This is a genomic window from Cyanobium sp. NIVA-CYA 375 (assembly GCF_056108345.1).
Map to the genome: position 1 here is coordinate 13123 of NZ_JBSYHW010000017.1, position 23254 is coordinate 36376.

The window sequence follows — 23254 nt, forward strand, 5'->3', positions numbered from 1 at the left end:
TTAGTTTGATTTAGGATTCCTTTACTGAGGCGATGCGACCTCCGCGTCGATGAATTGATTGGATGGCTGATGATAGCGAGCTGAAGGGAACGGTTGTCGTTTGCGTTACCCGTCGATTTAGGCCGACTGGATTAACGCTTGTCCAGCGAATAGCGTAGCGCTGGTTGTTGCGACCTCCTGGGCCGGGAGTTTTTTGACTGCCTCCGGGGGCTGATCTGGTCGCCAGGCTGACTAATAATTGTGATTGCCCGTCACCATCAAAACTTGCAAAGCCTGAAGTCAAGGCACGTGTTCTGTTATATGTAAGGTTGGATTCACCTTTCTGGCTTGCCACTCCCCTGTCATAAGGTACTGTATCAAAGCCAAAGACCTCTAGATACTCGGCGCCGTATATATAGCTGTTGATTTCTGCTTCGTATCCTTCTGTGGCTAGGAGCTGAACATGCTTGCTCAGTTCAGCCTGATTTCGTGGGGCGCGGCCTAAGAGATGCTTGAAGTTGAGTTCAACAAATCGATAGGGACCATTTGCATCAAAAAAGAGACGCCGATAGCTGTCGGACAGAGCTAGAGCATTGACCAGCCCCTGCACAGTGAGGTCGCCGTTGATGAATAGACTCTCTGCAGAGACTGAGAGCTCTTCGTCAAAGAGGTGTGCATTGCCAAATACCTGGCGGTAGGCGGCTTTCAGCTGGGCTTTGGCCTCTGATTGGCGTAAATCCGAATCGGGCCGGGCAAGAGTTTTGATGTCCATGGTTTATTAGGTTGGCAGGGGAGAGGGAGCGAAGAAGTAAGCTATTGTTCCGAAAAACGAGCCAGAGTCTTCTAGGTGATTTCGGTCACAGAAATGATCCGACCACCGCGTCTATGGATGTATGCCAGTTGGCTGGTAATGTCATTGCCACTTACTACGTAGCTGGCGTTCGGGTTGCGTTGGCGGCCGCCTGCAGGCTGGGCATTGACGACAATACGGAACCGCTTGGATGTGGGATCAGCTGATCCAGAGGATGCACCAAGCCTGTTAATCCTTACCGTTGTATTTGTCCAGTTTGCAGGTGCAGATCTTGTAGCCACTGAATTCAGCAGGCTTGAAGCGCATTGAATGGTGTCACTGGCTGCATAGCCTTGAACTAGCGCTATGTGGCGATTAAAGGAAACCTGTTCGCGACCATTTTCCGTCGTCACACGTAGATAGGGAACAGTATTCTCGCCGAAGGTGTTCTGATACTCTTCGCTATCAACGTAGCTGTTGATTTCTGCGTCATAGCCGTGAATGGCTAGCCTTTGTAGATGCTCACTCATCTCGGCCTGAGATGCGGGTGCACGCCCCAAAATATGTTTGAAATTCAGCTCAACAAAACGGTAGGGAGCATTTGTTTCGAAGAAGCGACGGCGATAGTCTGCAGAGAGTCCAATAGCTCTTATAAATTCACGGGTGCTGAGCTTTCCCTCAGCAAACTGGCTTTCTGCTGTTAAGTTGCGCTCGCTGTCCATTACATGGGGATTGCCCAGCACTTGGCGGTATACCGAGCGGATCAGCGCAGTAATCTGATCTGCTGAATCACCGTTGCAGCGCTCGAATACTTCCTGCTGGCGCTGGCCAAGCCCAAAGCCAACGTATAGATCACCACGCATCGGTGTCGAGTCGCCTCCATCGGCACTGTTCCGCTTGACAGGCACTAACATTCCGGTCGAACCAGCCGCTGTTCTACCCATCTGTCCAAGGGAACTGGATCGGTAAACCTGTGCAGGCACCTTTATCGAGAGCCTGTAGCCGCTAACCAGATTTCCTAACAGCTGACTTTTGGTCCCTACTGCTGTGTCGCTGCCAGCAAAATTCTGCTCAAGTGCTGCGATCCTGTTGAATGCTGCTTGAGGCTGGCCCACTGGAGAGTTCCAGCTTGTTGGGTATGGAACTGTTTCCTCGCCGAAGGACTTTAGATACTCATCGGAATCAAGATAGCTATTGATCTCGCCTGTGAAGCCACTTGTGGCGATTAATGCCACATGGCTAGCAACCTCTGCTTGATTCTGGGGGGGGCGGCCCAGCAAATGCTTGAAGTTAAGCTCAACTGCTCGATGCGGAGATACGGCATCAAAGAAGCGTGAGCGATAAAAACTGGATTGGGCCAATCTCCGTACGAATTCTCGTACGTTTATGTCCCCATTGCGTAGTCTTGATTCGGCACTCAGCAGGCGCTCGCTTTCCATCGGCTGAACATTTCCGAATACCTGCCGGTATGCAGCTCTTACTGCGATGTGAAAAGCAGCATTGTCGTTTGCGGTGAATGCCGAAGGTGTATTCAGTAGCTGCTGGTTGCGAAATTGTTCTTCGCTTGTTGCAGTTTCTACGTCATCAGTTCTTTTGCGTGAAAAACTCGCTGGGGCTTCAAGAAGCTGAGTGGCTCCGAAGTCAAGTGAATTGCTTTGATTTGCTGTCATGGGAAGATGGAGTTGATGGACTTGCTTTGTTGTGGGGGTTATACGGTGCTAGACGTTTTAGAGGCATCTAATTTGTCTTATCCTCGCAGGCTTGGCAGCTTACTGGTTAAGTAGAGCTGGTTGCAGTAATGGGTTAACTCAGTGGTGTGATGCTTGCGATCTTGCCTCCTTCGCGGTGAATAAGTTGATACTGCTCAGATAGCTTGTTGAAAGGGACGAATAATACTCTGTTTGCCTTCCTGTAGCGTGATGTGGGCCGCACATTATTGGCCCTATAGGCTGTTACTTCAACTCGATAGACTTTGCCTGCTTCACCTGCAAGTACACCTATCCGTGTAACAGGATCTGTCAGGTTGGCAGCTGGGCGGAAGCTCCAGCCTTGGGTATCTTGTGATGAGGGAGCTACCACAGGGAGGGGTCGGTTCTGATAAGCAGCACCGCCAAGGCGGCTCCTGATTCCAGCCAAGTTGCCTTTAAGGCTGCTGCTGCTGTTTCCACGCAGCAACTGGAATGACCAGGTGAATTCTTGAAGCGTTGCACAGGATTCTGTTTTCCAACCACGTTGATATGGGACTGTCCACTCACCAAAGGTGTTCTGATACTCGTCAGAATCTAAGAAGCTGTCGATGTCTGCTTCATACCCACTTGTATCTAGTCTTTCGGCATGACCGCGCATTTCCTCAAAATCTGCTGGAGCACGTCCGAGTAGGTGGCGAAATGCTAGTTCGATATAGCGGTAGCGCGCGCATGAGTCAAAGAAGCGGGTGCTATACAAATCGCTTTTGGCGATACGTCGTACCAGTTCTCTAACGCTGATCTCGCCTAGCTTGAACTGCGATTCTGCAACAACTTGTCGTTCGCTCTCCATGACGTAGGCATTCCCAAGCACCTGTCTGTAGACAGCCCGGATTACTGACTCCTTCGCTTGGTCGTCGTCTCCTGGTACTAGCTCACGTGGTGCTTCGCACTCTTGGGAGAAGCTCTCCACACCCAGGATGGATGCTGGACCAAACGGCATGACTTTCTTGGCGATACCTTGCAATTATCCCTGGCATCCCATAACCCTCGACCTTAGCTTTATAAACCTCAATCTTTTGTTTCAATCGCTTCGCTTTGTCTGGCCGTGCCAGCGCGCTATGCCGTTCTCGTTGCCGATTCAAGCAAAGATTCAAGGGTCGCCCTGGTGGCTTGCCGGGTGAGAGGGTTCCAGCAATCCAGTTCGATGTGAGAGCGAGTTAGGAGGTTTGTGAGCTGTTTCTTGTCCATGCCTGTTACCTGACTGAAGTCAGCGCCTTGAATATTTTCAGCCCCATCTAGGATTGCCTCTGTTAAATCAGCAGCCCTAAAGTCTGCCTGCTGCAACTGACTGCCGGTAAAGCGTGTTGCGATGCAGCGACAACCTCGCAATTTCGCAAACCTTAGGTCTGCTCCAACAAAGCGTGTTCCGTCTAATACTGAACCACTTAAGTCACATCCGCTTAGGTAGGCACCCATGAAGTTGGTGTTCCGAAGATCCATACCCCTGAGATCTGCACCATTTAGAAAAGCCCCATTAAGAGCTGCACCAGGGCCTACCGCTCCTGACTTTTCAAGATCAAAACCAGCGGGTACACGAGTCTTTTTGTCATAACGAGCAAGTGTTAGGTTGCATCCTTCTAGTAGGCAGGCGCTTAGGTCTGTTCCCCTTATATCCATGCGACAAAGGTTTGCCTGGCGCAGGTCAAGTGGTTGTAGAACACGGTTGTTCCAGCTTGCACCGCGCGCGTCTACGGGTTGATGCTGCGCCGCAGTAGGTTCGCACTTTTCAGGAGCACTCCATTGGCTTGGATCTTCCGGCAACAAAGATGCTCGATGCTTTTGATTCATGTTTAGACGGGATTCACTTCGCTAGTAATCTGATGGGTTAGTGTTCTGTGGTTTCGCTTGCAATGGTAATTGGTTGCCGGATTTATTTGGCTTCTTGTTTTCCGGGCGAGGTTGGTTGCAAGGCCTTGATCAGATTATCAAAAGCCTTGTCAAGGCAGGTTGCCTCGCGAAAATGGCCAGAAGCTTTTAGTACTTGTGTGGTTAGTGTCCGCATCTGGGCTAGGACATACATCATCGCAGGGATAGGTACTTCCATCTCCTTGTATAACTGACGCAATGTCGTCATCCCTGCCGCATCTGTTACTTCTGTGCAATCGCATGCTACCCCGTAAATGATCACCCGTAGAAACTGTTGGCAGTCTCGCCAGCAGGCTTCTGCCCTTGGTTCTGGGTGTAATTCTCCGCCAGGCAGGATGAGTTGTGGTTGTTGGGATAGTAATTGTTGTCTTGCTTTATCAACCACCTGGTTTGACTCAGCTATCAGTAGCTCAACGGCATGTTCTGAGGTTTTGCAACATTTGCATATCTCTTCTAATTCTTCTGCGTTTAGGAGCCGTTTTGAAGTATCGGCTTTAGCTACCACCGCTCTCACTGCTTCGGGGAGGCTGTCTCGATTGCTTATGCCGCATACTTTTGCAGCCTTGGCCAGTTGGCTGATCTCCATCTTTCGATCTCCTTCTCTAGTTAGGTTCACGATTCCACAGGAGTTGCGGTAAGCCAGCCATGTCGCTCCAAATGGAAAGCCCATATTGCTTTCCCGCCTAGATCTGGACAGTGTTCAGATGCCAGATCCACCAGTTCTTCTGATACTCCGAGCTTTTTGAGCAGATCTTTTGCTTGGGCTGTTCCTTCTACCAATGTAGAACGTATTGCTGCTCCGACTACCCAGGTCAGAGTTGTTTCTGATAGTTCGCCGCTATTGCTCTCGCAGGCAAGCATAATATTGTTGTTGGCAGGATTTTTGTTGTGATGGGATTTCCAAAGCCCAATGTCTTCAATTCTGAGGTCTATGCGCAAGCGTGCCTCGCTTGTTCCGTACTGTATCTCCTGTTCCTCTTCGGCTTGTTTTATTAAGTCTTTTATGCTTAAAATGTCTTTGGGCGGCATGAGTGTTTTGTTTTGGCAAGAGGACGGTTTCCCCGGCTGTATGATTATTGCCGAATCGCTGTGGGCGAACAATTCTTCACGACTGCTGTCTTCATGCTTACCTTCGCCCATACCTTTATTTTTTGTTCAATAAAAATAGCCTCCCTTCGACGGGGAGGCTATTGATTACGTTCTAAAAAGCAGCTTGATCAAACAAGTGCGTTGATTGCGTAATCGAGGTAATTGTTTGCCTCTGTAGCTGCTTCGCCGGCAAGGCCATGGTTGGCTTTGATGTAGTTAAGAGCTTCAACATACCAAGACGGTGAGAGCTCAAAAGCGCGATTGATTTCATCAATCCCGGCAATCAGGTACTCATCCATGGGGCCGGTGCCACCAGCCACGAGGCAGTAGGTGACCATGCGGAGGTAGTAGCCGATGTCACGGGAGCACTTTGCCTTGCCACGGGCATCAGCGGCATAGTTCGCACCCTGCATCTGAGTGGTGTAGGGGAACTTGTTGTAAACGGCCTGGGCAGCGCCGTTCACCAAGTTGTCTGCATTGGCTGTTAGGCCCTTAGCAGCTGCAAGAGCATTTTTGGCGCGGTCAAAGCGACCAAAAGCGGAGTTGAGCTCAGTATTTGAGAGGAACCGTCCCTGGGAATCAGCTGCTGCGACGGCTTCGGTAAGGGGAGTTTTCATGGGAAGGGGGGAATAAGTTGATTTGAATTTTTAGTGAGCTGATCAGCCGACGGCTGCTGCAGCGCGGTCGAAGTAGGTGCCGATTTCGCTGATCAAAGCTGAGCAGTCTCCCTGGGTGATGCCGTTGCGGTCGTTGGCAATTGCAATGGCTGCGTCCTTCATCTTGCGAACGCCTTCAGCAACTGAAGCCCCAGGAACGCCGAGCGCTAGGTAGGTCTCCCGTAGGCCGTTGAGGCAGCGGTCTTCCAGCACGGATGCATCGCCGTTGAAAATCGCGTAGGTGATGTAACGGAGGATGATGTCCATGTCGCGTAGGCACGCAGCCATGCGGCGGCTGGTGTAGGCGTTACCACCAGGAGCTGTCAGCGCCGGCTGAGCTTCAAAAAGATCGCGGGCCGCATTGGTGACGATCTTGGATGCGTTGGAGGTGATGCGGTTCACAGCATCCATACGCTTGTTGCTCTCGGAAACCATCGCCGCCAGCGCGTCGATTTGACCGGCGTTGATGAATTCGCCACGGGCATCAGCCTGGGCTACAACCTTGGTGAAGGCGTCGAACATTGGGAGGCTCCTAGTCGCGACGAAGAGTCGGAAGGGTGGATAGGGGTTCCAGGCTGGTCAGGGCCCAGGGCTGCGCAGTGCCCCTTGTGGGCAGGGTGCAGCAACCTGGCTGTTGTCAACTTGGTTTGCCCATTCTCTTCAAGATGCCTGCTTGCCTACTGCTCCCTTAACAAACGGTCACTGCCCTAGGGACTGGTGGGCTTGCTCGGTGCAGGTCACCACAGCAGATACCTGATTTTTAGCTCAACAAAGCGTTGGGTGTGGTGGTTTTCAAAAAAACTTGGCCGCGGCATCCACATTGGCCTGTTTCGATCGGATTACAAGGCTTTCGGAATCGTTACAAACGCTGCGCTGCAGGCACTGGGGCGCCAACCCCTGGCGCTTATGGGCTGCGCCGATACCATCCGCCCATTCCATCGGCAATGGTTATGGCTGTTGAGCTAAAGGTTGCAGACTGCACCCAGCGGCTGGCTGATCAGCTGCAGACCCTCTCGGAAGTGGCAGAAGCGATCACCTTCCGGCTGCTTGAACTGGAGGAGCGGCTTGCCGCCCAGGAGTTGAGGCTCGAGCCCCTGCTTGAGGGCCAGGCCGATAGCCAGGGCGTGCTCGCTGACGAGACGGAGCTACGACTCGATGACACAGAAGACCGGCTGGCTCGCCTTGAGGGCCTGCTTCAGGGCATCGAGAATCAAGGGCTAGGCCGTCACCTGCGTCCAGTTGTTGCCTCCCAGCTGGCCCATGCCCAGGGGGCGCAACAGGAAAGCTTTCTGGATGACAGCCTGGTCGAGCAGCCCTTCCTTGATGAGGAGGAGCAACCCTTCCTCGATGAGCTCAGCGCCTGACACTCAATCCCGCCACTCAATTACGCCACTGCTCAAACCAATGGGCTGGTATTTCGTCGCTGTAGTCGTCGGTGCGGGCAAATTCAAAGGGACCCGCCAGTGATCCCCAAAGATGTTCGTGGGTGATCGGATCGTGGCCCCTATCGATCGTGCGCATGCCAGCTGGGTTTAGTTCCAGCCGGCTCACTAGGTAGGAGGTGCTTCCCTTGCGCTCCACCAGACAGCGACATCCAGGCTCCACTTCCCCCACGAATCCTTCGCTCTCTTCGCGCACCACGTAGGCACAGCCATCGAGGGGCATTAGGTCACTGGTTTGAATGCGGCCACGGAGTTCGCTGTCCTCTACCGCTCCCCAGAAGCGTTGATCTTCTGCCAGCGCCTGGTTGACGATCGTCAGCTGGCCGTTCAGTGCTTGCGCCCTCAATACCCGAATGCGGTAAGGAGCTGCTGGGTTAATCGCATAGCTCTGCTCCAGCAGCAGAGAGCCCGGTGCCAGCTGGGGGAGGGGGCGGAATTTGACCAGGATGTGGGCGTAGAGGGGCGGATTCTCAAAAGCCTGCTCCTGGTTGCTGAAGCCACCGCTCAACATCCGCACCAATCGCTCCAAGGAGCTCGCCATCACGCCAGTTCACGGCTGTGAGGATGACGCTACTGGCTGGGCCCGGCCAACCCCAAGAGGCGGAGGCGAAAAGCGGCTACCTGCTGAGCCAGCTCTGGTTGGTTTTGCAGAAAGGGATGGTCGCCAAGCCCCTCGAGCATCAGATCGACCTTGGCTGCTGGATCGAGGCCGTGGTGGGGGTCGCGCTGCTCATGTTTTTGCCAGGCTTCATCGAAAGCCTGAGCAAAGCTGTCGGCGTTATTGAACATCCGGTTGGAGTTCAGTGGATGCTCACGCATGGTGCCGCAATATTCAGCCGTTTCTAGTTGAGCCATTCCAAACCCTGGCAGGCTTTTCGCGGCAGGAAAGTAGTGGGACGGAGAATGCCAGGACCCAGATTTGAACTGGGGACACGGCGATTTTCAATCGCCTGCTCTACCAACTGAGCTATCCCGGCCCGTCGCCTTAGCGACGAAGTGATCTTAGATCACGGCCCTGCCACGGGGTTCGGGCCAGGCAGGCCATGCCAGCCACCTGCCAGCCCTGGTCGCGCAGGGTATCTGCAGCGGCGCAGGCCGTAGCACCCGTCGTGAGGATGTCGTCCAACAGCACCACCGCAGGCTTATCCCGGGGGTGCTGTTGCTGCCCAGAGGCGGAGCAGCGAAAGGCTCCTGCCTGGTTAGCCCAGCGCAGCTCGCGGCCTAGATGGTGCTGGCCCAGCACTGCCCGACTGCGTTGCAGGAGGGGTACTTGGCGCCAGCCCAGTTGCCAGCTAAGGGCCCTGCCCAGCAGGCCGGGCAGAGGGTTGGCTCGCCGCTTCCAGCTGGGGATCGCAACCAGCAGGGGTGGTCTGGCCCAAGGTTCGGCGCCCAGTCCTGCGGCTAGTTGCTGTACCAGAACTGCCACTATTGCCGGATTCGGATGGGTGCGCAGATAAAGAAGCTGCCGGCGTAGCCGCCCCGAATACATGCCAGCGGCCCACCAATGGATGGGATCACTGCCCTGGCGTCCGCCCTCGGGTAATTCCGCCGCCAGATCGGCGTGCAGGCTTGGTGGTTTGGCGATCCAGTCCAGGGGCAGCAGCTTTAACAGCCCTGCCGTTAAAGGAGTTGGGCCAGGGGGCCAGGCGGCCATGGAAGGGTCTGCAGGTTTACCGCAGGGTTCCCACGCCGCCGGCTTCAGCGGGGCAGGGCCCGCAACATCGCCACCAGGGTGCGATGGGCATCCTCACTGTCACTAAGGCAGTGGTCGAAGGGCACTGTGACCTTGGCGCCATCCACCTCAAGCTCCATGGCTTCGGCTCGGACTGCTAACAGGCTTGCCTTTTCGACTGCGCCTAGGCCGCCGTAGTGACGGGCATAGGCCAGCACCGCCTCGGCATGGTCGTCATTCATGTGTCGGCAAATCCGATCGCTCACGGCGGGGGTGAGGGGGTCGGCGGCCATGGTGATGCGAGGCGGTGGGGGTGGGAGTGATTCTGGCTCGGACGAAGCTGCTAAGTGGTTAGGCGGCGCCGAAGCGCTGCCATAACAACAGGCCAAGACGCAGGGCACTGAAGCCCACATAGCCAGCCAGCACCACAAACACCGCCATGGAGATCACAGAGCGCAGGCGGTCGTTCATGGTTTTTGCAGGGCTGTTGCGGCCAGTCTGGCCATGCCAAGGGCAGCTGTGCACCCCGGTCGATTCAGCACCGGTATGCCGAGGCTCTGCTGGCGCAGCCGCCGCCATTGGGGGTTGCGGGCCCCGCCCCCCAGGGTGATCACCCGCTCCAGGGCGGGAGCGCCGGCCGCTTGCAACCGCTGCCAGCCCTGTTTCTCGATGGCTGTGAGGCCCTCCAGCAGGGCCTGGAGGTAGCAGGCGTCGCTGATCGGGCGCGGGCCTAGCAGGGGCTCTAGCTCAGGATCGTCCACGGGAAAGCGCTCCCCACGGGCTGGCAGCGGCCGCAGCTGCAGGCCCGTGGGCTGGCGAGGATCGATCTGGCGGCTCAACTCTTCGATCTGGCCGTCACTGAAGAAGCGCCTCAGGATGCCGGCTCCGGCATTGGAGGCGCCACCCACCAGCCAGCTGCCTGCTACTCGGTGACAGCTGATGCCTGGCCCTTCGATCGGCCTGGGGCTGAACTGTTTGAGTACCAGGGTGGTGCCCAGTACGGTGACGCCATCGCCTTTGCCTGGCTGGGCGGCTAGCACCCCGGCGTTGGCGTCGGTGCTGCCTGCAACTACCTGGCAGCCAGGCGCCAGTCCCAGCTTTTGGGCGGCCTTACCCGCGATTCGCCCCAGCACCGCGCCGCTGGGGCGAATCGCGGGTAAGGCTGTGGCCCACGGCTGGCGGGCGATCGAGCCACTCCAGTCCTGCCGTTGTAGGTCCCAGCCGAGGCGCAGGTTGTTGCCCTCTTCTCCCCAGCTCCAGTCACCAAGCAACCAGCCGGTTAGCCAGTCGGCCTGGTGACGCAGCAGCCAGGGGCCGCTCGCTCCGATTGCTTGGGCCTGAGCCAGCAGGTGCAGAGCCCGGGCCAGGCTGCCGTTGGCACTAGCGGCTGGGCCTGAGCCGGCCATGGCTGCAGCTGCAGTTGCTTGCTCGCGGCAGGCGAAGTGATAAGGCAAGGCTTGCCCTAGGCAGCCAGGGCCGGGCTGGCCATCGGCACGGCACAGCAGCAGGGTGCCTGAGGTGCCATCCACCGCCAGTGCCCCAACCCGCTCACGGGCAGCTGCAGGCAGCTGCTCGCAGAGGCTTTTTAGGCCCTCCACCCAGCCCAAAGGCTCCTCGAGGCTGGATGGATAGGGGCTGGACTCTGCGAGCAGCTGCTCGCCATCTGGCCCTATCAGGGCAATCCGCAGGCCACTACTGCCAAGATCGATCCCAAGGGCCAGTGCCGTGCTCACCCGCCGGGCAGGCAGTTCAGGCGTTGACCTGGGCCGCGTTGACCTTGGCCGCGGTGACCTGCTTGAGCGTGGCAGCGATGGCATCCACGTTTTCCCAGGGAAGATCCAGGTCGGTGCGGCCGAAGTGGCCATAGGCGGCTATGTCTTGATAGAAGCGGCCGCCGCGTTGCTGGGGCAGCTCCCGTAAACCGAAGGTGGCGATGATGGCCCCGGGGCGCAAGTCGAACTGCTCCTGCACCAGGGTCGTGAGGTCGGCATTGCTGATGGCGCCCGTGCCGAAGCTTTCCACCAGGATGCTCACCGGTTTAGCCACGCCGATGGCGTAGCTGAGCTGCACTTCGCACTTGCGAGCCAGGCCTGCGGCCACCAGGGCTTTAGCCACGTAGCGGGCGGCGTAGGCGGCGGAGCGATCCACCTTGGTGGGGTCCTTGCCCGAGAAGGCGCCACCGCCATGGCGGGCATAGCCGCCGTAGGTATCGACGATGATTTTGCGGCCCGTCAGACCGGCGTCACCCTGGGGGCCGCCCACCACAAATTTGCCGGTGGGGTTCACCAGGAAGCGAGTGTCTGCCTGGGAGGGCTTGAGGGCCAGATCGGCGGTGGCGGGCTCCACCACGTGGATCCAGAGGTCGGCGGCAATGCGCTCTCGAATCGCTTTTTCGTCCGAGATGCCATCGATCTCAGCTGTGTGCTGGGTGGAAATCAAGATCGTGTCGATTGACACGGGCACTTCGTTTTCGTAGACGACGCTCACCTGGGTTTTGCCGTCGGGAAGCAGATAGGTGAGGCTGCCGTTGTGACGCACTTCCGCCAGCCGCCGCGCCAGGCGGTGAGCCAGGCTGATCGGCAGAGGCATTAGCTCGGGCGTCTCGTTGCAGGCGTAGCCAAACATGATCCCCTGGTCGCCTGCTCCCACCAGATCGAGGGGGTCGCCGTCGTGGTCGTCGGCCTCGTTTACCCCCTGGGCAATATCGGGGGACTGCTGGTCTAAGGCCACCAGCACGGCACAGCTGTGAGCATCGAAACCGCCGGCCCGGGCACCGGCGTAACCGATCTGGTTGATCACGCCCCGCACCAGGGTGTTGAAGTCAACCCGGGCGGTGGTTGTTACTTCACCTGTGATAAGGCAAAGGCCGGTGTTGACCACGGTCTCGCAGGCAACTCGAGAAGCCGGGTCCTGGGCTAGCAGGGCATCGAGCACCGCATCGCTCACTTGGTCACAGATCTTGTCGGGGTGCCCTTCAGTTACCGACTCGGAGGTGAAGACGTAACGGCTCATGCAGCCTTAATTCAACTGAACTCAGCCTATGTGCTGGCCTGCGCTTACTTGGAGCTCGCGCCAATGTTGCAGGCAGGGGAAGCGGGGATCTAGCGGCGGGGCGATGCTCCAGCCCGCCCCATAGCCGAGCACCACGGGCACCCCCGCCTGCTGGGCCATGCGCAGGTCGCTATTGGCATCTCCGATCAGGGCGCAGTGGCTGGCCTGTATTCCGAGTTGGGCGCAGAGTGCGTGCACCGCCGCTGGGTTTGGCTTGCGCGGGTTGTGGTCGGCACTCCACAGGGCTTGAAAGCTGGACCTGAGGTTTTGGCTGGCCAGAAAAGCTTCGATGCCAGCCTCGTTGTCGTTGCTGATCACGGCGCACACCACGCCTGCGTCCTGCAGTGTTTGCATCAGATCGTGTAGTCCGGCAGTGGCGATGGGCCGGTGCACACTCCCCTGGCCATGTAGGCCATCGGTGGCCGTAAACACCCTTTCGCTGAGTTCTAGGGCTTCTGGCCAGCCGAGGCCCACCTGGGCAAGAGCTGTGGCGGTGGAGATCAGGTTGTGGCTGCGGGAGCCGACGGCCGTGGCGCCGGCCGGATGAATGGCGCTATTGCTGAGCCCGTAGGCCCGCTGCAGTAGCTGAGCCAGCTCGTCGCCTTGGCTGACAGGTAGCTCAGGGTGTCGTTGCACCAACAGCTCGCAGGCATGAAAAACCCTGGCCGAGGCCAGGGTTTGGAGCATTGGTTCGCTGATACAAAGGGTGCCGTCCTTGTCGAACAACACCGCTTCGATTGGGAATGGTGTCCCCGTGGCATCGGCCAGGGGTTGTCCCCGCAGAAACAGCTCAGCCATGGAGGGCTCGTAGTTGGGTCTGGCTCAGTCGAGGGTGACGCCCATTGGTTCGTTGTCTTCGGCCTGCTCAAGCAGCATCTGCTTGTAGCGGGCGGCCATTTCTTCGGCTTTATCGAACACTTTCTGGGGATCGGTGAGCATGTCGCCGGGCTCGGGTTCGAGGGCCTTGGTCGAGAGAGAGATCCGGCCCCGCTCGGCATCCAGGTCGATGATCATCACCTTCATCTGGTCGTTGACATTGAGCACCGTGTGCGGTGTCTCGATGTGCTCGTGGCTGATTTCGGAGATGTGCAGCAGGCCGCTGACTCCACCAATATCAATAAAGGCGCCGTAGGGCTTGATGCCGCGCACGGTGCCGAGCACCACTTCGCCCACTTCGAGGCGGTTCATCTTGCGTTCCACCAGGGCGCGGCGATGGCTGAGCACCAGGCGGTTGCGCTCCTCGTCCACCTCAAGGAACTTGAGGGGCAGGAAGTCGGCCACCAGCTCTTCTTTGGCCTTGCGGGTGCTGATGTGGCTGCCGGGAATGAAGCCGCGCAGGCCTTCAACCCGCACCAGGGCGCCGCCGCGGTTGGTGGCGAACACCTCGCTGTAGATGGTGGCGTCTTCTTTCTGCAGCTGGCGCACCCGCTCCCAGGCACGCTGGTACTCGATGCGGCGTATGGAAAGCGAGAGCTGGCCGTCTTCGTTCTCCTCACTCATGATGAAGAACTCGCGGATCTCGCCTGGCACGAGAACGTCGCTGAGGCCTTCAACCCGGTTGATTGACACCTCCTGAACGGGCATAAACGCCGCTGTTTTGGCGCCGATGTCGATCATGGCGCCCTTCGATTCCAGGGCAAACACGGTGCCGTTGACAACGTCACCCGGCTTGAAGTTGTAGTCGTACTTGCTCAGCAGCGATGCAAACTCATCCAGAGTGAAACCCACGCCATCAGCGTCGTTGCGGGATGCAGCGCGACTGCTGGGGTCATCGGCGGTGGGGACCTCTTCCGGAATGGCCAGATCGAGCTCATCGCCCATGGCGGCGGCAAAATCGAGCTCGGCCTCGGCACTGATGGCTTCTTGGTTGAGCGTTTCAGTGCTGGTATCGGAAGGGGTCACGGTCATGGAGAGGTGGCGGACTGCCTGAAGCAGTGGGAATGGGAAGGGTGATCTGCCCGCCAGCAGAGCAAACCCGATTCGTAACTGTACCAACGTGGCAGCAGGGTGTTTCCGTTCCTTTGATCTGGTTCAGCTGATTCGACTCAGCCAACCGTGGCCAGGCTGGATTTGCGTAGGCGGCCACCACTGCGCTTGTGCAGTCCTTCCAAGGTGGCAACAAAATCGCTTACGCCCTGGAACTGGCGGTAGACAGAGGCAAAGCGCACATAAGCAACCTCGCTCATTTCGCTGAGTTGCTGCAGCACCAGTTCACCGATTTCGGCACTGGTCACCTCCCGTCCACTGCGCTGCTGCAGCTGGAGTTCGATTTCATCCACTACCCCTTCGAGCCTGGCCGGCTCTAAGCCTGTTTTTTCGCAGGCGCGCAGAAGTCCGTGCAGCAACTTGACGCGGTTGAAGGTTTCCCTCGAGGAGTTGCGCTTCACCACGGTGATAGGCACGGTTTCTACCCGCTCGTAGGTGGTGAAACGGAATTCACAGTTGAGACATTCACGCCGCCGCCGCACGCTGCGCCCACTGTCGGCTGCCCGCGATTCGAGCACCCGACTGTCGGTGTGTTGGCATGAGGGACATTGCATCCCTGGCATCCGGGCGTGTTTTTCAAGTGTAAGCAGCACTTTTTCATTTGGAAAGGGCTGCATTCGCTCATTGCACAACAAAAAAGCCCCTGCCGAAGCAGGAGCTTTAAAGGAATCTGGCTGATTATTTGCCGATCTTGGGGGGATCGCGAAAAGCGATCGCAAAGAAGAGCGTGGAAATGGCCAGAGCCAGGATCAGGATGTAAGCGAAGCTTTCCATGGATATCCTCGAGGGTGCTGGCGGTCAGCTGAGGGGACTGCCTACCGGGGGGACATAGCCCTCAGGCAGACGACGGGTAGAGCGGTCTCCCAATTTCTGGAACAGACCGAATTCCACTTGCTCGCCCAGATCCGGATCAATACCGGCAAACACATCGCGGTACAGGGTGCGGGCCCCGTGCCAGATGTGGCCGAAGAAGAAGAGAAGGGCGAAGGTGGCGTGGCCGAAGGTGAACCAGCCGCGCGGTGAGCTGCGGAAGGTGCCGTCGGAGTGATAGGTCTCGCGGTCAAACTCGAAGGCTTCACCTAGCTGGGCCTTGCGGGCTAGGCGCTTCACATCTGCAGGATCAGTGAAGACCTGGCCGTTGAGGGCGCCGCCGTAGACGGTCGCCGTCACACCAGTCTGCTCAAAGGAGTACTTGGCCTCAGCCCGACGGAAGGGAATGTCGGCGCGGACGATGCCATCTTGATCCAGGAGAATAACTGGGAAGTTCTCGAAGAAGTTGGGCAGGCGCCGAACCTCCAGATCCCGGCCATCTTTGTCAGTAAAGGAGATGTGGCCTATCCAACCGGTGGGGAGACCGTCGCCGTTCACCATCGGGCCAACCCGGAATAGGCCGCCCTTCGCAGGACTATTGCCTACGTAGTCATAGAAGGCCAGTTTCTCAGGAATCGAGGCGAAGGCCTGTTCCTTAGTAGCTCCGTTGTCGAGAGCGGTTTGGACTCGACGATTGATTTCGGTCTTGAAGTAGCTCTGGTCCCATTGATAGCGGGTGGGCCCAAACAGCTCTACAGGGGTTGCTGCTGCGCCATACCACATCGTGCCCGCAACAATAAAGGCTGCAAAAAATACGGCCGCAATGGCCGAGGCCAGCACTGTTTCTATGTTGCCCATACGAAGGGCCTTGTAAAGGCGCTCCGGCGGGCGAGTGGTGATGTGGAAGATACCAGCAATGATTCCAACGATACCAGCTGCAATGTGGTGGGCCACGATGCCGCCGGGGTTGAAGGGATTAAATCCTTCCGGCCCCCACGATGGTTGGACTGGCTCTAAGTGACCCGTAATGCCGTATGGATCGCTGACCCACATGCCAGGCCCGAATACCCCGGTGAGGTGGAAGGCCCCGAATCCGAAGCAGCCAAGGCCGGCAAGTAGCAGATGGATGCCAAAAATTTTGGGCAGGTCAAGGGCTGGTTCGCCTGTGCGAGGGTCCTGCCAGATCTCTAGATCCCAGTAGGTCCAGTGCCAGATGGCAGCTAGGAAAAGCAGGCCACTGAAGACGATGTGGGCTGCTGCCACGCCTTCAAAGCTCCAGAATCCCGGATCAACACCGGTCTCGCCGGTGATGCTCCAGCCGCCCCAGCTGCCGGTTACACCGAGTCGGGCCATGAAGGGCATGACAAACATGCCCTGGCGCCACATCGGGTTGAGTACCGCGTCTGAGGGATCGAAAATTGCGAGCTCATAAAGCGCCATGGAGCCGGCCCAGCCGGCAACTAGGGCGGTGTGCATGAGGTGCACTGCGAGCAATCGGCCCGGGTCGTTAATGACGACCGTGTGCACCCGATACCAGGGCAATCCCATGGGGGTAATTCTGGGTGGGTGGCGTGATCGTAAGGGGCTCTCCGGCCGCCGTGCGCTCCAGGTAACGGACCGCAACGGCCTGGCCCAGAATGAATACCTCTGCAAAAAGGTTTCATGCCCGTGATCCGATTTGTTCGCGAGGGCCGCGACATTGAGTGCTACCCCGGCGAAAACCTGCGAGAAGTGGCTTTGCGAGAGGGCATTCAGCTCTACGGCCTCAAGGGTGCCCTAGGCAATTGCGGCGGCTGCGGTCAGTGCATTACCTGCTTTGTGGCGATTCCGGAGGGCACCGCTGCCCAGGTGCTGAGCGCCCGCACCGCCGTGGAAGACCAAAAACTGCGCCGGCGCCCCCAAACCTGGAGGCTTGCCTGTCAAACCATGGTTCAGGAGTCTGTTTTGGTTTTGACTCGGCCCCAGGTGGGCATGGCCGACCAGGAAAATTTGGTGGCGGAGGCCCAGGCCCAGCCCCTGCCCAGCGGCCCCACAGCCTGGCCTGCCCCTCCGGTGCAGGAAGGCGACGAGGATTTAGAGGATGGGGCTGAAGGCCTCAGCGAGGGCGGAGAACAGGCGCCAACCGCAACGAGCGGTGAAGCCTCCTGAGAAGCGCCCATTTGGCGGTGATACCCTCCCCTCACTTCCCCTTCAGCCATGGAAACCAACGATCTCGGCTTTGTTGCCAGCCTTTTGTTCGTGTTGGTTCCCGCGGTCTTTTTGATCATTCTTTACATCCAAACCAACAGCCGCCAGGGGGGCTAGCGCCTCCCTTCAGGCTCCCGCACCAGCAACACAGGGGCTGGGGCGTGAACGCGGATGTAGTCGCTCACCGAGCTGCCCAGTAGCCGGTCGATGTCGACGAGGCCGCGAGCAACCACCGGGCGCCGATCCTGGGAAGCGATCACCAGCAGGTCGGCTTTGAGATCCTCAGCGGCGGCGCATACTCTGCGGCCGACATCGCCGCTGAGATGCACTGCCTTGAGCTCCACTCCGTAGCTACGGGCTCGCTGGCTTGCTTTCTCGAGTACTTCATCGGCTGGGGATTTGCCGCCCCGAGAAGGGGTGATGTCTTGGCGGGTTACGTGCACGCCGGTGAGGCTGCCGCCAGGAATCTCCCGCACAAGCTCGCAGGCCAGTTTCAGGGCGTCGTCTCCGACCCCGGTGCCATCGATGGCAACCATCACCCGGTTGATGTGGCGGATGTAAAGGTCGTCGCGCACCAGCAGCATCGGCCTGGTCGACAGCTGGAATACGTATTGGCTGGCGCTATTGCTGAGGATTGACTGAAGGCGACCCATGCCTCTGGAGCCCATCACGATCAGGTCGCTGTTGAGTTCGTCGGCCACCTTCAGCACCGTTTGCTTGGTGTCTCCCTGGCGAATGATTGTGTTCACCTCGCTGGGGTTGAGCCCGAGCCGCTGCACGGCTTCGGCGGCGATAGTCGCCGCTTTTTGGGATTGGTCCGCGAAGCTCTCACCAGCCTGCTCAGGCACCACGTGCAGCAGGTTGATGCGGGCCGCACGCACCGCCGGGATGTCGCGCAGCATGCGCACCATCTCTTCCACGTGGCCTTTGCCGGAATCGGCGATTAGAACGTTGCGAAACACTGAGACGACTCGAAGTAGCAGGCTGCCTGTCACCCTATGTCCGATCTGCAAGCGCAAACCATCTGCCCGCCACACCGCAACCATCCCCCTTCGGCCAAGCAGGCCCAGCTTTGGTGAAAAGAGTGGCTGAGGGCTGGTTGCTGGAGCGCCGTGTGCTGCCCCAACACACGGATCACGCCGGCGTGATGTGGCATGGCGCTTACTTGGCTTGGCTTGAGGAGGCGCGGGTAGAGGCCCTGGCTGCAGCTGGTATCGCCTACAGCGATCTTTCCGCTCGGGGCTTGGAGCTGCCGGTGGTGAGTTTGACCATTGACTACAAGCAGCCCCTGTTTCACGGCGATGCTGTGCAGCTGTGGAGCGAGGTGCTGCCGCGCTGTGGTCTGAAATTGCCCTGGCGAAGCCGTTTTCTTGCTGCAAGCGGAAAGCTGGCGGCTGAGGCAAGGGTTGAGCTTGTGCTGGTGGAGAGCGCCCCTGGGCTGGATCAGCGCCGGCTGGTGCGCCGCTTGCCCGCGGATCTGGAGGCCGCGGTTGCGACCCAGGCGCGGGGACCGCATTAGGATCAGTACATCTGTACTGAAAGCGTCATGGCGATTCAGGGGCTGCTGCGGAGCGCCGATGGCGCCGGTTGGAATCAGGAGCAGCGGCTTTGGTGGCTGCTGTGGTCGGGTTGTCCAGGAATTGGCGCCCAGCGGCTGGTTGCCATTAGGGACAACTTTTGTGGCTGGGCGGCAGCCTGGGGCGCTCCACTCGAGGCCTTTGCTGCCCTTGCCGGTTTTGGTGCGGTGGGCTGCCGCCAGCTGCAGCGTTATCGCGATCGCTGGGGTCCCGATCCCTTGCCCCGTCTCTGCCAAGAGCTGCGTGGCGGCAAGGGGGTGTTGGTGCCGGCTGATCCGGCCTTTCCGCCCGAGTTGCTCGCCTTGGCGCGGCCGCCTCTGCGCCTGTATTGGCGGGGTATTGGCGGGTTGTGGCCCCTGCTTCGGCGCCGCCAGGCCATTGCGGTCGTGGGCACGCGCCGTCCCTCCCTGCATGGGCTGGCCATGGCTGAGGCGATCGGTGCGGCCCTTGCCCAGGCGGGTTGGCCGGTGGTGAGTGGCCTGGCAGAAGGGATCGACGGAGCCGCCCACCGGGGCTGCTTGTCCAAGGGCGGCCGGCCTGTGGGGGTGTTGGGCACTCCCCTTGAGCGGGTTTATCCCAGGCACCATCAGCATTTGCAGGCTGAGGTGGGTGCCGGGGGGCTGCTGGTGAGCGAGTTGCCGGCGGGCACTGCGGTGCAGGCAGGCCATTTTGCGGCTCGCAACCGGCTGCAGGTCGGCCTGGCTCGGGCGGTGGTGGTGGTCGAGTGCCCTATGCGCAGTGGGGCGCTCCAGTCGGCCACCCTCGCCATGCAGCAGGAGTTGCCGGTCTGGGCCGTGCCGGCTGATGCGGGCAAGGCATCGGCTGCCGGTAGCAATCGTCTGCTCGCCCAAGACGCCACAGTCCTGCTTGAGCCCGCAGATCTAATTCGCCAGCTAGGGCCTGGCCCCCTGGCCTCGCCAGACCCCGCTGTTCCTGCGGCCGCCCACGGGCTACTGCGATCAGCCGATCCCGCGCTACTAAATGCCTTGGGGCACGGAGCTTCGCTTGAGCAGCTCTGCTTGATGCTGGAGGAGCCTGCGGCCTCCCTTTCCTCCCGTCTGCTGGCCTTAGAGCTTCAGGGGCTGGTGCGGGCTGAGCCTGGGCTTTGCTGGCGTCCGGCCTAGCCTGAATCCATGGTGAATGGGCAGCTCGATGGGGAGCAGTTGTTGGCCTGGCGCCGACAGCAACTAGCCCTGGGCGGGAGCCCTGGAGACTTTGACTGGCTGCTGGATCTGGCGGGAGGCCTGCCCTGGCGGGCGCAACAGCAGCTGCGGCTTCATGCCCAGCTGCCGGTTCAACTGGCCTGTGATCTCAACCAATTGGAGGCGATGTGGCGCTGCCATCTCGATACCTCCGAGCCGCTTCAATACCTTGTGGGGCGCTGCCCCTGGCGTGACCTGGAAATCAGCGTGGCCCCAGGAGTGCTGATCCCTAGACAGGAAACGGAATTACTGGTGGAGCTGGCCCTGGAGCTGGCCCCTTCCGGCCCGGGCTGTTGGGCCGATCTCGGCACCGGCTCTGGCTGTATGGCCCTGGCCTTGGGCTTGGCCTGGCCGTCCAGTCGCGGCTGGGCCGTCGAATGCAGTCCAGGGGCTCTTCGCCAGGCGGCCTTCAATCTGGCGGCAGGTGGCGTTGCCGATCGGGTGCAATTGCTGGAGGGCAGTTGGTGGCAGCCGTTGAGCCCCTGGTGGGGACAGTTTGAGCTGGTGGTGAGCAATCCCCCCTACATACCGACTGCGGTATGGGCTGATTTGGAGCCCGGGGTGAGGGAGCATGAGCCCGTAATTGCCCTCGATGGCGGAGTCGATGGACTCGACGCCCTGCGCCTAATAGTGGCGGGTGGGGCGGCGGCCCTTGCTCCAGGAGGCCTGCTGCTGATGGAGCATCACTTCGATCAGAGCCATGCGGTGATCGATCTACTCAATGCTGCCGGATATGCCGAGGTGCGGTCCCATGGCGATCTCGAGGGTGTAGAGCGCTTTGCGTCAGCTCGCTGGCCAGGATCGGGCGTGGATTGCCATGACCATTAAGCCTGGATTGATGCCGGTTCCATCTCCAGCCTTGGAGCCGCCGGTTCTGGCGGCACGGCTCCTGGAGGGTTCGGCTGCCCTGTTCCCCACAGATACCTTGCCAGCCCTGGCGGCTTCACCGGGCCAGGCCAACCAGCTTTGGCGCCTGAAACAACGCCCGGCAGACAAGCCTTTGATTTTGATGGCGGCCAGCTCCGAAGCCCTGTTTGCTTGCCTCGGCATAGCGCCGCGCTCTGAGTGGTTGGATATGGCTGCTTGGGCCTGGCCTGGGGCGGTCACTTTGGTGCTGCCTGCCGTGGGAGTGGTGGCAGAGGCTCTCAATCCCGGTGGGTCGAGCTTGGGCCTGCGGCTGCCGGCCAGTGCGGAAGCCCAGGCCTTGCTGCAGCTAAGTGGCCCCTTGGCTACAACCAGCGCCAACATTTCAGGCTGTCCGGCCGCATGTACAGCTCAGGAGGCTGCCCAGCAATTTCCCGGGGTGCCGCTTCTGGCACCGATCCCTTGGCCCATCGCCGCAGGTCAGGCCAGCACGGTGGTTGCTTGGCGCCCTGAGGGAGGCTGGCGGGTATTGCGGGCCGGTGCTCTACTGCCCCCAGGCATTTAGGAGCGCGTAGGCATGGGGGCTCTGATTGTTGTGGTGGCGGTCTCGGTAGCGGTGTTTTATTGGGCTATGGAGCCCTTGCTGCAGGTGTTGTCCGACTTGATGCAGCTCAGCTTTTTGCCCTGGTTGCTGCTGGTCCTTGGTAGCTGGCTTCTGGCTGGGCGCGCTGCTCGAAATTGAAGATCGAATAAGCCGGCTAACGGATTTGAACCGATGGCCTTCGCTTTACAAAAGCGCTGCTCTACCACTGAGCTAAGCCGGCAATGGATGTCGCTTACCAACAACCACTCAATGACTTTATCGCTCACCGAGCGACCAGAGCAGCAGCTGGGTGCGGCTTTGGCAGCCGGTTTTGGCTAGCAAGCTCGACATATGGCTTTCGACCGTGCGCCTGCTGAGAATTAAAGCTGCTGCAATCGCCTTGTTGCTGTATCCAAGTTCCAGTTGCTGGAGCACGCGCCTTTCTGCGGCGGTGATTTCGGACTGGTCGAATGCGCTCGGTAAATGCATGGGCGCTGGGGCGGCTGTTCCCCAGGGTTCCCACGTCTGGCTCAGGAGCTGAGCCCAGTTCCCAGGGCCGCCTCAGGGGCAGCCGTTGGAACCGTCAGCTTGGCGCGACGAATAGGCAGGTTGGCAACTAATGCCGTAACCCGGTCTTCGGTTTCCAGGGTCACATCCCCTTCATCAAAGTCGATTTCTACATAACGACTTACAACCTCGAGAATCTCACGGCGCATCTGCTGGAGCAGCTCGGGATTGAGGTCGCTGCGGTCGTGTGCCAACACCAGTTGCAGACGCTGCTTGGCCGTATTGGCACTGGCGGGCTGGCGGCCCAGCAATTTGTCGATCACATCACGCAGTGTCATCGGCTTTAGAAAATCTTGGTTTGCATCAGGCGGCCAAGCTTGGCGCGGAGGCCTTGGCGCTCCTTGCTGGGATCAATCACCGGAATTTCTTCACCCTGAAGGCGGCGGGCCACATTGGTGTAGGCGCGGCCAGCAGGTGAACTATTGCCGTTAAGGGTGAGGGGCTCACCGCGGTTGGTGCTCACGATCACTTGCTCGTCTTCCAGTACCAGTCCCAGCAAGGGCAGAGCCAGGATGTCAGTGACATCGCTGACAGCCAGCATCTCCTGATTCGCCATCATTTTTGGCCGCACTCGATTGAGCACCAACTGGATCGGCTGGACTCCTTCGCTGTTGAGAAGACCTATCACCCGGTCGGCATCTCGCACGGCAGAAACCTCTGGGGTTGTTACCACGATTGCTTCGCGGGCGGCGGCCATGGCGTTTCTAAAGCCGCCTTCAATGCCTGCCGGCGCATCGATCAATACATAGTCGAAGCGTTCGCCGAGCATGGCCGCAATCTTCCGCATGTCGTCGGGCTGGAGCCACTCGAGCATGCGTGGATTTCCTGCGGGTAGCAAGGCCAGGTTTGGCTCTTGCTTGTGCTTCACCAGGGCTTGCTCAAGGCGGCAGGTTTCTGCCAGCACCTCTTGGGCTGTGAAGACGATCCGGTTTTCCAGACCGAGCAGCAGGTCGAGGTTGCGTAGGCCGAAGTCGGCATCGAGCACGGCGGTGCGAGCCCCTTGCTTGGCAAGGGCAATGCCGAGGTTGGCGGTGAGGGTGGTCTTGCCCACACCTCCTTTTCCAGAGCAGATCAGGATGTAGCGGGTAGACGCGGCGACCACGGCACAGGCTGGAGTCTCAGGAGGTTAAGGCCAAAACCTTCAGTTGCATGTTTTGGTGCTGGCATTGCTAGCCGCGGCAACTG

The 23254-nt window shown here is 59.2% G+C and carries 32 protein-coding genes and 2 tRNA genes; 9 read left to right on the forward strand and 25 right to left on the reverse strand.

Annotation, left to right across the window (positions count from 1 at the left end):
* Nucleotides 1-10: 10 nt before the first annotated feature.
* The 8 genes from AC01FP_RS06410 to AC01FP_RS06445 all read right to left on the reverse strand — a co-directional run bounded on the left by AC01FP_RS06410 (nucleotide 11) and on the right by AC01FP_RS06445 (nucleotide 6650).
* Nucleotides 11-751 carry a phycobilisome rod-core linker polypeptide gene (locus AC01FP_RS06410; RefSeq protein WP_474478995.1) on the reverse strand — a complete coding sequence of 247 codons (741 nt, stop codon included), beginning with the start codon at nucleotides 749-751 and terminating at the stop codon, nucleotides 11-13.
* A gap of 71 nt (nucleotides 752-822) precedes the next feature.
* Entirely contained in the window at nucleotides 823-2439 is a 1617-nt protein-coding gene (locus AC01FP_RS06415) for a phycobilisome rod-core linker polypeptide (RefSeq protein WP_474478996.1), read from the reverse strand.
* A 133-nt stretch (nucleotides 2440-2572) separates the two neighbouring features.
* Nucleotides 2573-3457: a phycobilisome linker polypeptide gene (locus AC01FP_RS06420; RefSeq protein WP_254937669.1), complete on the reverse strand. Its 885-nt coding sequence runs from the start codon at nucleotides 3455-3457 to the stop codon at nucleotides 2573-2575.
* Between the two features lie 116 nt (nucleotides 3458-3573).
* Nucleotides 3574-4305, reverse strand: a complete 732-nt coding sequence (locus tag AC01FP_RS06425) for a pentapeptide repeat-containing protein (RefSeq protein ID WP_474478997.1) — start codon at nucleotides 4303-4305, stop codon at nucleotides 3574-3576.
* A gap of 82 nt (nucleotides 4306-4387) precedes the next feature.
* Nucleotides 4388-4969 carry a globin family protein gene (locus AC01FP_RS06430; RefSeq protein WP_474478998.1) on the reverse strand — a complete coding sequence of 194 codons (582 nt, stop codon included), beginning with the start codon at nucleotides 4967-4969 and terminating at the stop codon, nucleotides 4388-4390.
* Between the two features lie 26 nt (nucleotides 4970-4995).
* Nucleotides 4996-5523 carry a hypothetical protein gene (locus AC01FP_RS06435; RefSeq protein WP_474478999.1) on the reverse strand — a complete coding sequence of 176 codons (528 nt, stop codon included), beginning with the start codon at nucleotides 5521-5523 and terminating at the stop codon, nucleotides 4996-4998.
* 77 nt (nucleotides 5524-5600) lie between these two features.
* Nucleotides 5601-6089 carry a phycocyanin subunit alpha gene (gene cpcA / locus AC01FP_RS06440; RefSeq protein WP_254937566.1) on the reverse strand — a complete coding sequence of 163 codons (489 nt, stop codon included), beginning with the start codon at nucleotides 6087-6089 and terminating at the stop codon, nucleotides 5601-5603.
* Nucleotides 6090-6131: 42 nt separating this feature from the next.
* On the reverse strand, nucleotides 6132-6650 hold the full coding sequence (locus tag AC01FP_RS06445; protein WP_094559988.1) for a phycocyanin subunit beta: 519 nt from the start codon (nucleotides 6648-6650) through the stop codon (nucleotides 6132-6134).
* Between the two features lie 195 nt (nucleotides 6651-6845).
* Between AC01FP_RS06445 and AC01FP_RS06450 the strand changes: the two genes are divergently transcribed.
* Both AC01FP_RS06450 and AC01FP_RS06455 read left to right on the forward strand, forming a co-directional pair.
* Nucleotides 6846-7094 (forward strand): hypothetical protein, encoded by a 249-nt coding sequence (locus tag AC01FP_RS06450; RefSeq protein ID WP_474479001.1) that lies wholly within the window; start codon nucleotides 6846-6848, stop codon nucleotides 7092-7094.
* Nucleotides 7079-7492, forward strand: coding sequence for a hypothetical protein (locus AC01FP_RS06455; protein ID WP_474479002.1), 414 nt, complete (start codon nucleotides 7079-7081; stop codon nucleotides 7490-7492). Before AC01FP_RS06450 ends, AC01FP_RS06455 begins: the two co-directional genes overlap by 16 nt.
* Before the next feature lie 16 nt (nucleotides 7493-7508).
* Here AC01FP_RS06455 and AC01FP_RS06460 read toward each other — a convergent pair whose 3' ends face one another.
* The 12 genes from AC01FP_RS06460 to psbB all read right to left on the reverse strand — a co-directional run bounded on the left by AC01FP_RS06460 (nucleotide 7509) and on the right by psbB (nucleotide 16637).
* Entirely contained in the window at nucleotides 7509-8111 is a 603-nt protein-coding gene (locus AC01FP_RS06460) for a chromophore lyase CpcT/CpeT (RefSeq protein ID WP_474479004.1), read from the reverse strand.
* Between the two features lie 29 nt (nucleotides 8112-8140).
* Nucleotides 8141-8425 (reverse strand): hypothetical protein, encoded by a 285-nt coding sequence (locus AC01FP_RS06465; protein ID WP_474479007.1) that lies wholly within the window; start codon nucleotides 8423-8425, stop codon nucleotides 8141-8143.
* 49 nt (nucleotides 8426-8474) lie between these two features.
* Nucleotides 8475-8547, reverse strand: a tRNA-Phe gene (locus AC01FP_RS06470).
* An 8-nt stretch (nucleotides 8548-8555) separates the two neighbouring features.
* On the reverse strand, nucleotides 8556-9224 hold the full coding sequence (locus tag AC01FP_RS06475) for a ComF family protein (RefSeq protein WP_474479008.1): 669 nt from the start codon (nucleotides 9222-9224) through the stop codon (nucleotides 8556-8558).
* A 44-nt stretch (nucleotides 9225-9268) separates the two neighbouring features.
* Entirely contained in the window at nucleotides 9269-9535 is a 267-nt protein-coding gene (locus tag AC01FP_RS06480) for a DUF2470 domain-containing protein (RefSeq protein WP_474479010.1), read from the reverse strand.
* Between the two features lie 174 nt (nucleotides 9536-9709).
* The gene (locus AC01FP_RS06485; RefSeq protein WP_474479011.1) at nucleotides 9710-10975 is read right to left on the reverse strand and encodes an FGGY-family carbohydrate kinase; all 1266 of its coding nucleotides are present in this window, start codon (nucleotides 10973-10975) and stop codon (nucleotides 9710-9712) included.
* Between the two features lie 16 nt (nucleotides 10976-10991).
* Complete coding sequence (gene metK, locus AC01FP_RS06490) at nucleotides 10992-12254, reverse strand: methionine adenosyltransferase (protein WP_474479013.1); 1263 nt, start codon at nucleotides 12252-12254, stop codon at nucleotides 10992-10994.
* A gap of 21 nt (nucleotides 12255-12275) precedes the next feature.
* Entirely contained in the window at nucleotides 12276-13091 is an 816-nt protein-coding gene (locus tag AC01FP_RS06495; protein ID WP_474479014.1) for an HAD family hydrolase, read from the reverse strand.
* A 24-nt stretch (nucleotides 13092-13115) separates the two neighbouring features.
* On the reverse strand, nucleotides 13116-14201 hold the full coding sequence (locus AC01FP_RS06500) for a 30S ribosomal protein S1 (RefSeq protein ID WP_474479016.1): 1086 nt from the start codon (nucleotides 14199-14201) through the stop codon (nucleotides 13116-13118).
* Nucleotides 14202-14338: 137 nt separating this feature from the next.
* A complete protein-coding gene (gene nrdR, locus AC01FP_RS06505; protein ID WP_474479018.1) occupies nucleotides 14339-14833 on the reverse strand; it encodes a transcriptional regulator NrdR in 495 nt (164 codons plus the stop codon).
* Nucleotides 14834-14957: 124 nt separating this feature from the next.
* Nucleotides 14958-15053, reverse strand: a complete 96-nt coding sequence (locus AC01FP_RS06510) for a photosystem II reaction center protein T (RefSeq protein ID WP_010314684.1) — start codon at nucleotides 15051-15053, stop codon at nucleotides 14958-14960.
* Nucleotides 15054-15077: 24 nt separating this feature from the next.
* The gene (gene psbB, locus AC01FP_RS06515) at nucleotides 15078-16637 is read right to left on the reverse strand and encodes a photosystem II chlorophyll-binding protein CP47 (protein ID WP_474479020.1); all 1560 of its coding nucleotides are present in this window, start codon (nucleotides 16635-16637) and stop codon (nucleotides 15078-15080) included.
* Between the two features lie 114 nt (nucleotides 16638-16751).
* On the opposite strand from psbB, the gene AC01FP_RS06520 reads away from it, so the two are divergent.
* Nucleotides 16752-17237 (forward strand): 2Fe-2S iron-sulfur cluster-binding protein, encoded by a 486-nt coding sequence (locus tag AC01FP_RS06520; RefSeq protein WP_474479021.1) that lies wholly within the window; start codon nucleotides 16752-16754, stop codon nucleotides 17235-17237.
* A gap of 48 nt (nucleotides 17238-17285) precedes the next feature.
* On the forward strand, nucleotides 17286-17393 hold the full coding sequence (psbM, locus tag AC01FP_RS06525) for a photosystem II reaction center protein PsbM (RefSeq protein ID WP_015109223.1): 108 nt from the start codon (nucleotides 17286-17288) through the stop codon (nucleotides 17391-17393).
* Here psbM and AC01FP_RS06530 read toward each other — a convergent pair.
* Nucleotides 17390-18238, reverse strand: coding sequence for a universal stress protein (locus tag AC01FP_RS06530; protein WP_322766108.1), 849 nt, complete (start codon nucleotides 18236-18238; stop codon nucleotides 17390-17392). The two genes, psbM and AC01FP_RS06530, sit on opposite strands and share 4 nt — an antisense overlap.
* A 113-nt stretch (nucleotides 18239-18351) precedes the next feature.
* Between AC01FP_RS06530 and AC01FP_RS06535 the strand changes: the two genes are divergently transcribed.
* From AC01FP_RS06535 to AC01FP_RS06555, 5 genes are read left to right on the forward strand one after another with little or no spacing between them, the layout of a single operon-like run.
* A complete protein-coding gene (locus AC01FP_RS06535) occupies nucleotides 18352-18795 on the forward strand; it encodes an acyl-CoA thioesterase (RefSeq protein WP_474479022.1) in 444 nt (147 codons plus the stop codon).
* A 27-nt stretch (nucleotides 18796-18822) separates the two neighbouring features.
* Nucleotides 18823-19977: a DNA-processing protein DprA gene (locus tag AC01FP_RS06540; protein WP_474479023.1), complete on the forward strand. Its 1155-nt coding sequence runs from the start codon at nucleotides 18823-18825 to the stop codon at nucleotides 19975-19977.
* A gap of 9 nt (nucleotides 19978-19986) precedes the next feature.
* On the forward strand, nucleotides 19987-20883 hold the full coding sequence (gene prmC, locus AC01FP_RS06545) for a peptide chain release factor N(5)-glutamine methyltransferase (protein ID WP_474479024.1): 897 nt from the start codon (nucleotides 19987-19989) through the stop codon (nucleotides 20881-20883).
* A complete protein-coding gene (locus AC01FP_RS06550; RefSeq protein ID WP_474479026.1) occupies nucleotides 20873-21484 on the forward strand; it encodes an L-threonylcarbamoyladenylate synthase in 612 nt (203 codons plus the stop codon). Before prmC ends, AC01FP_RS06550 begins: the two co-directional genes overlap by 11 nt.
* Before the next feature lie 12 nt (nucleotides 21485-21496).
* The gene (locus AC01FP_RS06555; RefSeq protein ID WP_474479027.1) at nucleotides 21497-21661 is read left to right on the forward strand and encodes a hypothetical protein; all 165 of its coding nucleotides are present in this window, start codon (nucleotides 21497-21499) and stop codon (nucleotides 21659-21661) included.
* A 10-nt stretch (nucleotides 21662-21671) separates the two neighbouring features.
* Here AC01FP_RS06555 and AC01FP_RS06560 read toward each other — a convergent pair.
* The 4 genes from AC01FP_RS06560 to minD form a co-directional block, all read right to left on the reverse strand.
* Nucleotides 21672-21743 (reverse strand) — tRNA-Thr (locus AC01FP_RS06560).
* A 35-nt stretch (nucleotides 21744-21778) separates the two neighbouring features.
* Complete coding sequence (locus AC01FP_RS06565; protein WP_474479028.1) at nucleotides 21779-21991, reverse strand: response regulator transcription factor; 213 nt, start codon at nucleotides 21989-21991, stop codon at nucleotides 21779-21781.
* Nucleotides 21992-22032: 41 nt separating this feature from the next.
* Nucleotides 22033-22347, reverse strand: a complete 315-nt coding sequence (minE, locus tag AC01FP_RS06570) for a cell division topological specificity factor MinE (protein WP_474479030.1) — start codon at nucleotides 22345-22347, stop codon at nucleotides 22033-22035.
* A 5-nt stretch (nucleotides 22348-22352) separates the two neighbouring features.
* A complete protein-coding gene (minD, locus tag AC01FP_RS06575) occupies nucleotides 22353-23171 on the reverse strand; it encodes a septum site-determining protein MinD (RefSeq protein WP_474479031.1) in 819 nt (272 codons plus the stop codon).
* Between the last annotated feature and the right edge of the window lie 83 nt (nucleotides 23172-23254).

Coding starts and splice junctions, on each gene's coding strand:
- AC01FP_RS06410 (WP_474478995.1), bottom strand. CDS start 751: ATGGACATCAAAACTCTTGCCCGGCCCGATTCGGATTTACGCCAATCA.
- AC01FP_RS06415 (WP_474478996.1), bottom strand. CDS start 2,439: ATGACAGCAAATCAAAGCAATTCACTTGACTTCGGAGCCACTCAGCTT.
- AC01FP_RS06420 (WP_254937669.1), bottom strand. CDS start 3,457: ATGCCGTTTGGTCCAGCATCCATCCTGGGTGTGGAGAGCTTCTCCCAA.
- AC01FP_RS06425 (WP_474478997.1), bottom strand. CDS start 4,305: ATGAATCAAAAGCATCGAGCATCTTTGTTGCCGGAAGATCCAAGCCAA.
- AC01FP_RS06430 (WP_474478998.1), bottom strand. CDS start 4,969: ATGGAGATCAGCCAACTGGCCAAGGCTGCAAAAGTATGCGGCATAAGC.
- AC01FP_RS06435 (WP_474478999.1), bottom strand. CDS start 5,523: ATGGGCGAAGGTAAGCATGAAGACAGCAGTCGTGAAGAATTGTTCGCC.
- cpcA (WP_254937566.1), bottom strand. CDS start 6,089: ATGAAAACTCCCCTTACCGAAGCCGTCGCAGCAGCTGATTCCCAGGGA.
- AC01FP_RS06445 (WP_094559988.1), bottom strand. CDS start 6,650: ATGTTCGACGCCTTCACCAAGGTTGTAGCCCAGGCTGATGCCCGTGGC.
- AC01FP_RS06455 (WP_474479002.1), top strand. CDS start 7,079: ATGGCTGTTGAGCTAAAGGTTGCAGACTGCACCCAGCGGCTGGCTGAT.
- AC01FP_RS06460 (WP_474479004.1), bottom strand. CDS start 8,111: ATGGCGAGCTCCTTGGAGCGATTGGTGCGGATGTTGAGCGGTGGCTTC.
- AC01FP_RS06465 (WP_474479007.1), bottom strand. CDS start 8,425: ATGGCTCAACTAGAAACGGCTGAATATTGCGGCACCATGCGTGAGCAT.
- AC01FP_RS06475 (WP_474479008.1), bottom strand. CDS start 9,224: ATGGCCGCCTGGCCCCCTGGCCCAACTCCTTTAACGGCAGGGCTGTTA.
- AC01FP_RS06480 (WP_474479010.1), bottom strand. CDS start 9,535: ATGGCCGCCGACCCCCTCACCCCCGCCGTGAGCGATCGGATTTGCCGA.
- metK (WP_474479013.1), bottom strand. CDS start 12,254: ATGAGCCGTTACGTCTTCACCTCCGAGTCGGTAACTGAAGGGCACCCC.
- AC01FP_RS06495 (WP_474479014.1), bottom strand. CDS start 13,091: ATGGCTGAGCTGTTTCTGCGGGGACAACCCCTGGCCGATGCCACGGGG.
- AC01FP_RS06500 (WP_474479016.1), bottom strand. CDS start 14,201: ATGACCGTGACCCCTTCCGATACCAGCACTGAAACGCTCAACCAAGAA.
- nrdR (WP_474479018.1), bottom strand. CDS start 14,833: ATGCAATGTCCCTCATGCCAACACACCGACAGTCGGGTGCTCGAATCG.
- AC01FP_RS06510 (WP_010314684.1), bottom strand. CDS start 15,053: ATGGAAAGCTTCGCTTACATCCTGATCCTGGCTCTGGCCATTTCCACG.
- psbB (WP_474479020.1), bottom strand. CDS start 16,637: ATGGGATTGCCCTGGTATCGGGTGCACACGGTCGTCATTAACGACCCG.
- AC01FP_RS06520 (WP_474479021.1), top strand. CDS start 16,752: ATGCCCGTGATCCGATTTGTTCGCGAGGGCCGCGACATTGAGTGCTAC.
- psbM (WP_015109223.1), top strand. CDS start 17,286: ATGGAAACCAACGATCTCGGCTTTGTTGCCAGCCTTTTGTTCGTGTTG.
- AC01FP_RS06540 (WP_474479023.1), top strand. CDS start 18,823: ATGGCGATTCAGGGGCTGCTGCGGAGCGCCGATGGCGCCGGTTGGAAT.
- prmC (WP_474479024.1), top strand. CDS start 19,987: ATGGTGAATGGGCAGCTCGATGGGGAGCAGTTGTTGGCCTGGCGCCGA.
- AC01FP_RS06550 (WP_474479026.1), top strand. CDS start 20,873: ATGACCATTAAGCCTGGATTGATGCCGGTTCCATCTCCAGCCTTGGAG.
- AC01FP_RS06555 (WP_474479027.1), top strand. CDS start 21,497: ATGGGGGCTCTGATTGTTGTGGTGGCGGTCTCGGTAGCGGTGTTTTAT.
- AC01FP_RS06565 (WP_474479028.1), bottom strand. CDS start 21,991: ATGCATTTACCGAGCGCATTCGACCAGTCCGAAATCACCGCCGCAGAA.
- minE (WP_474479030.1), bottom strand. CDS start 22,347: ATGACACTGCGTGATGTGATCGACAAATTGCTGGGCCGCCAGCCCGCC.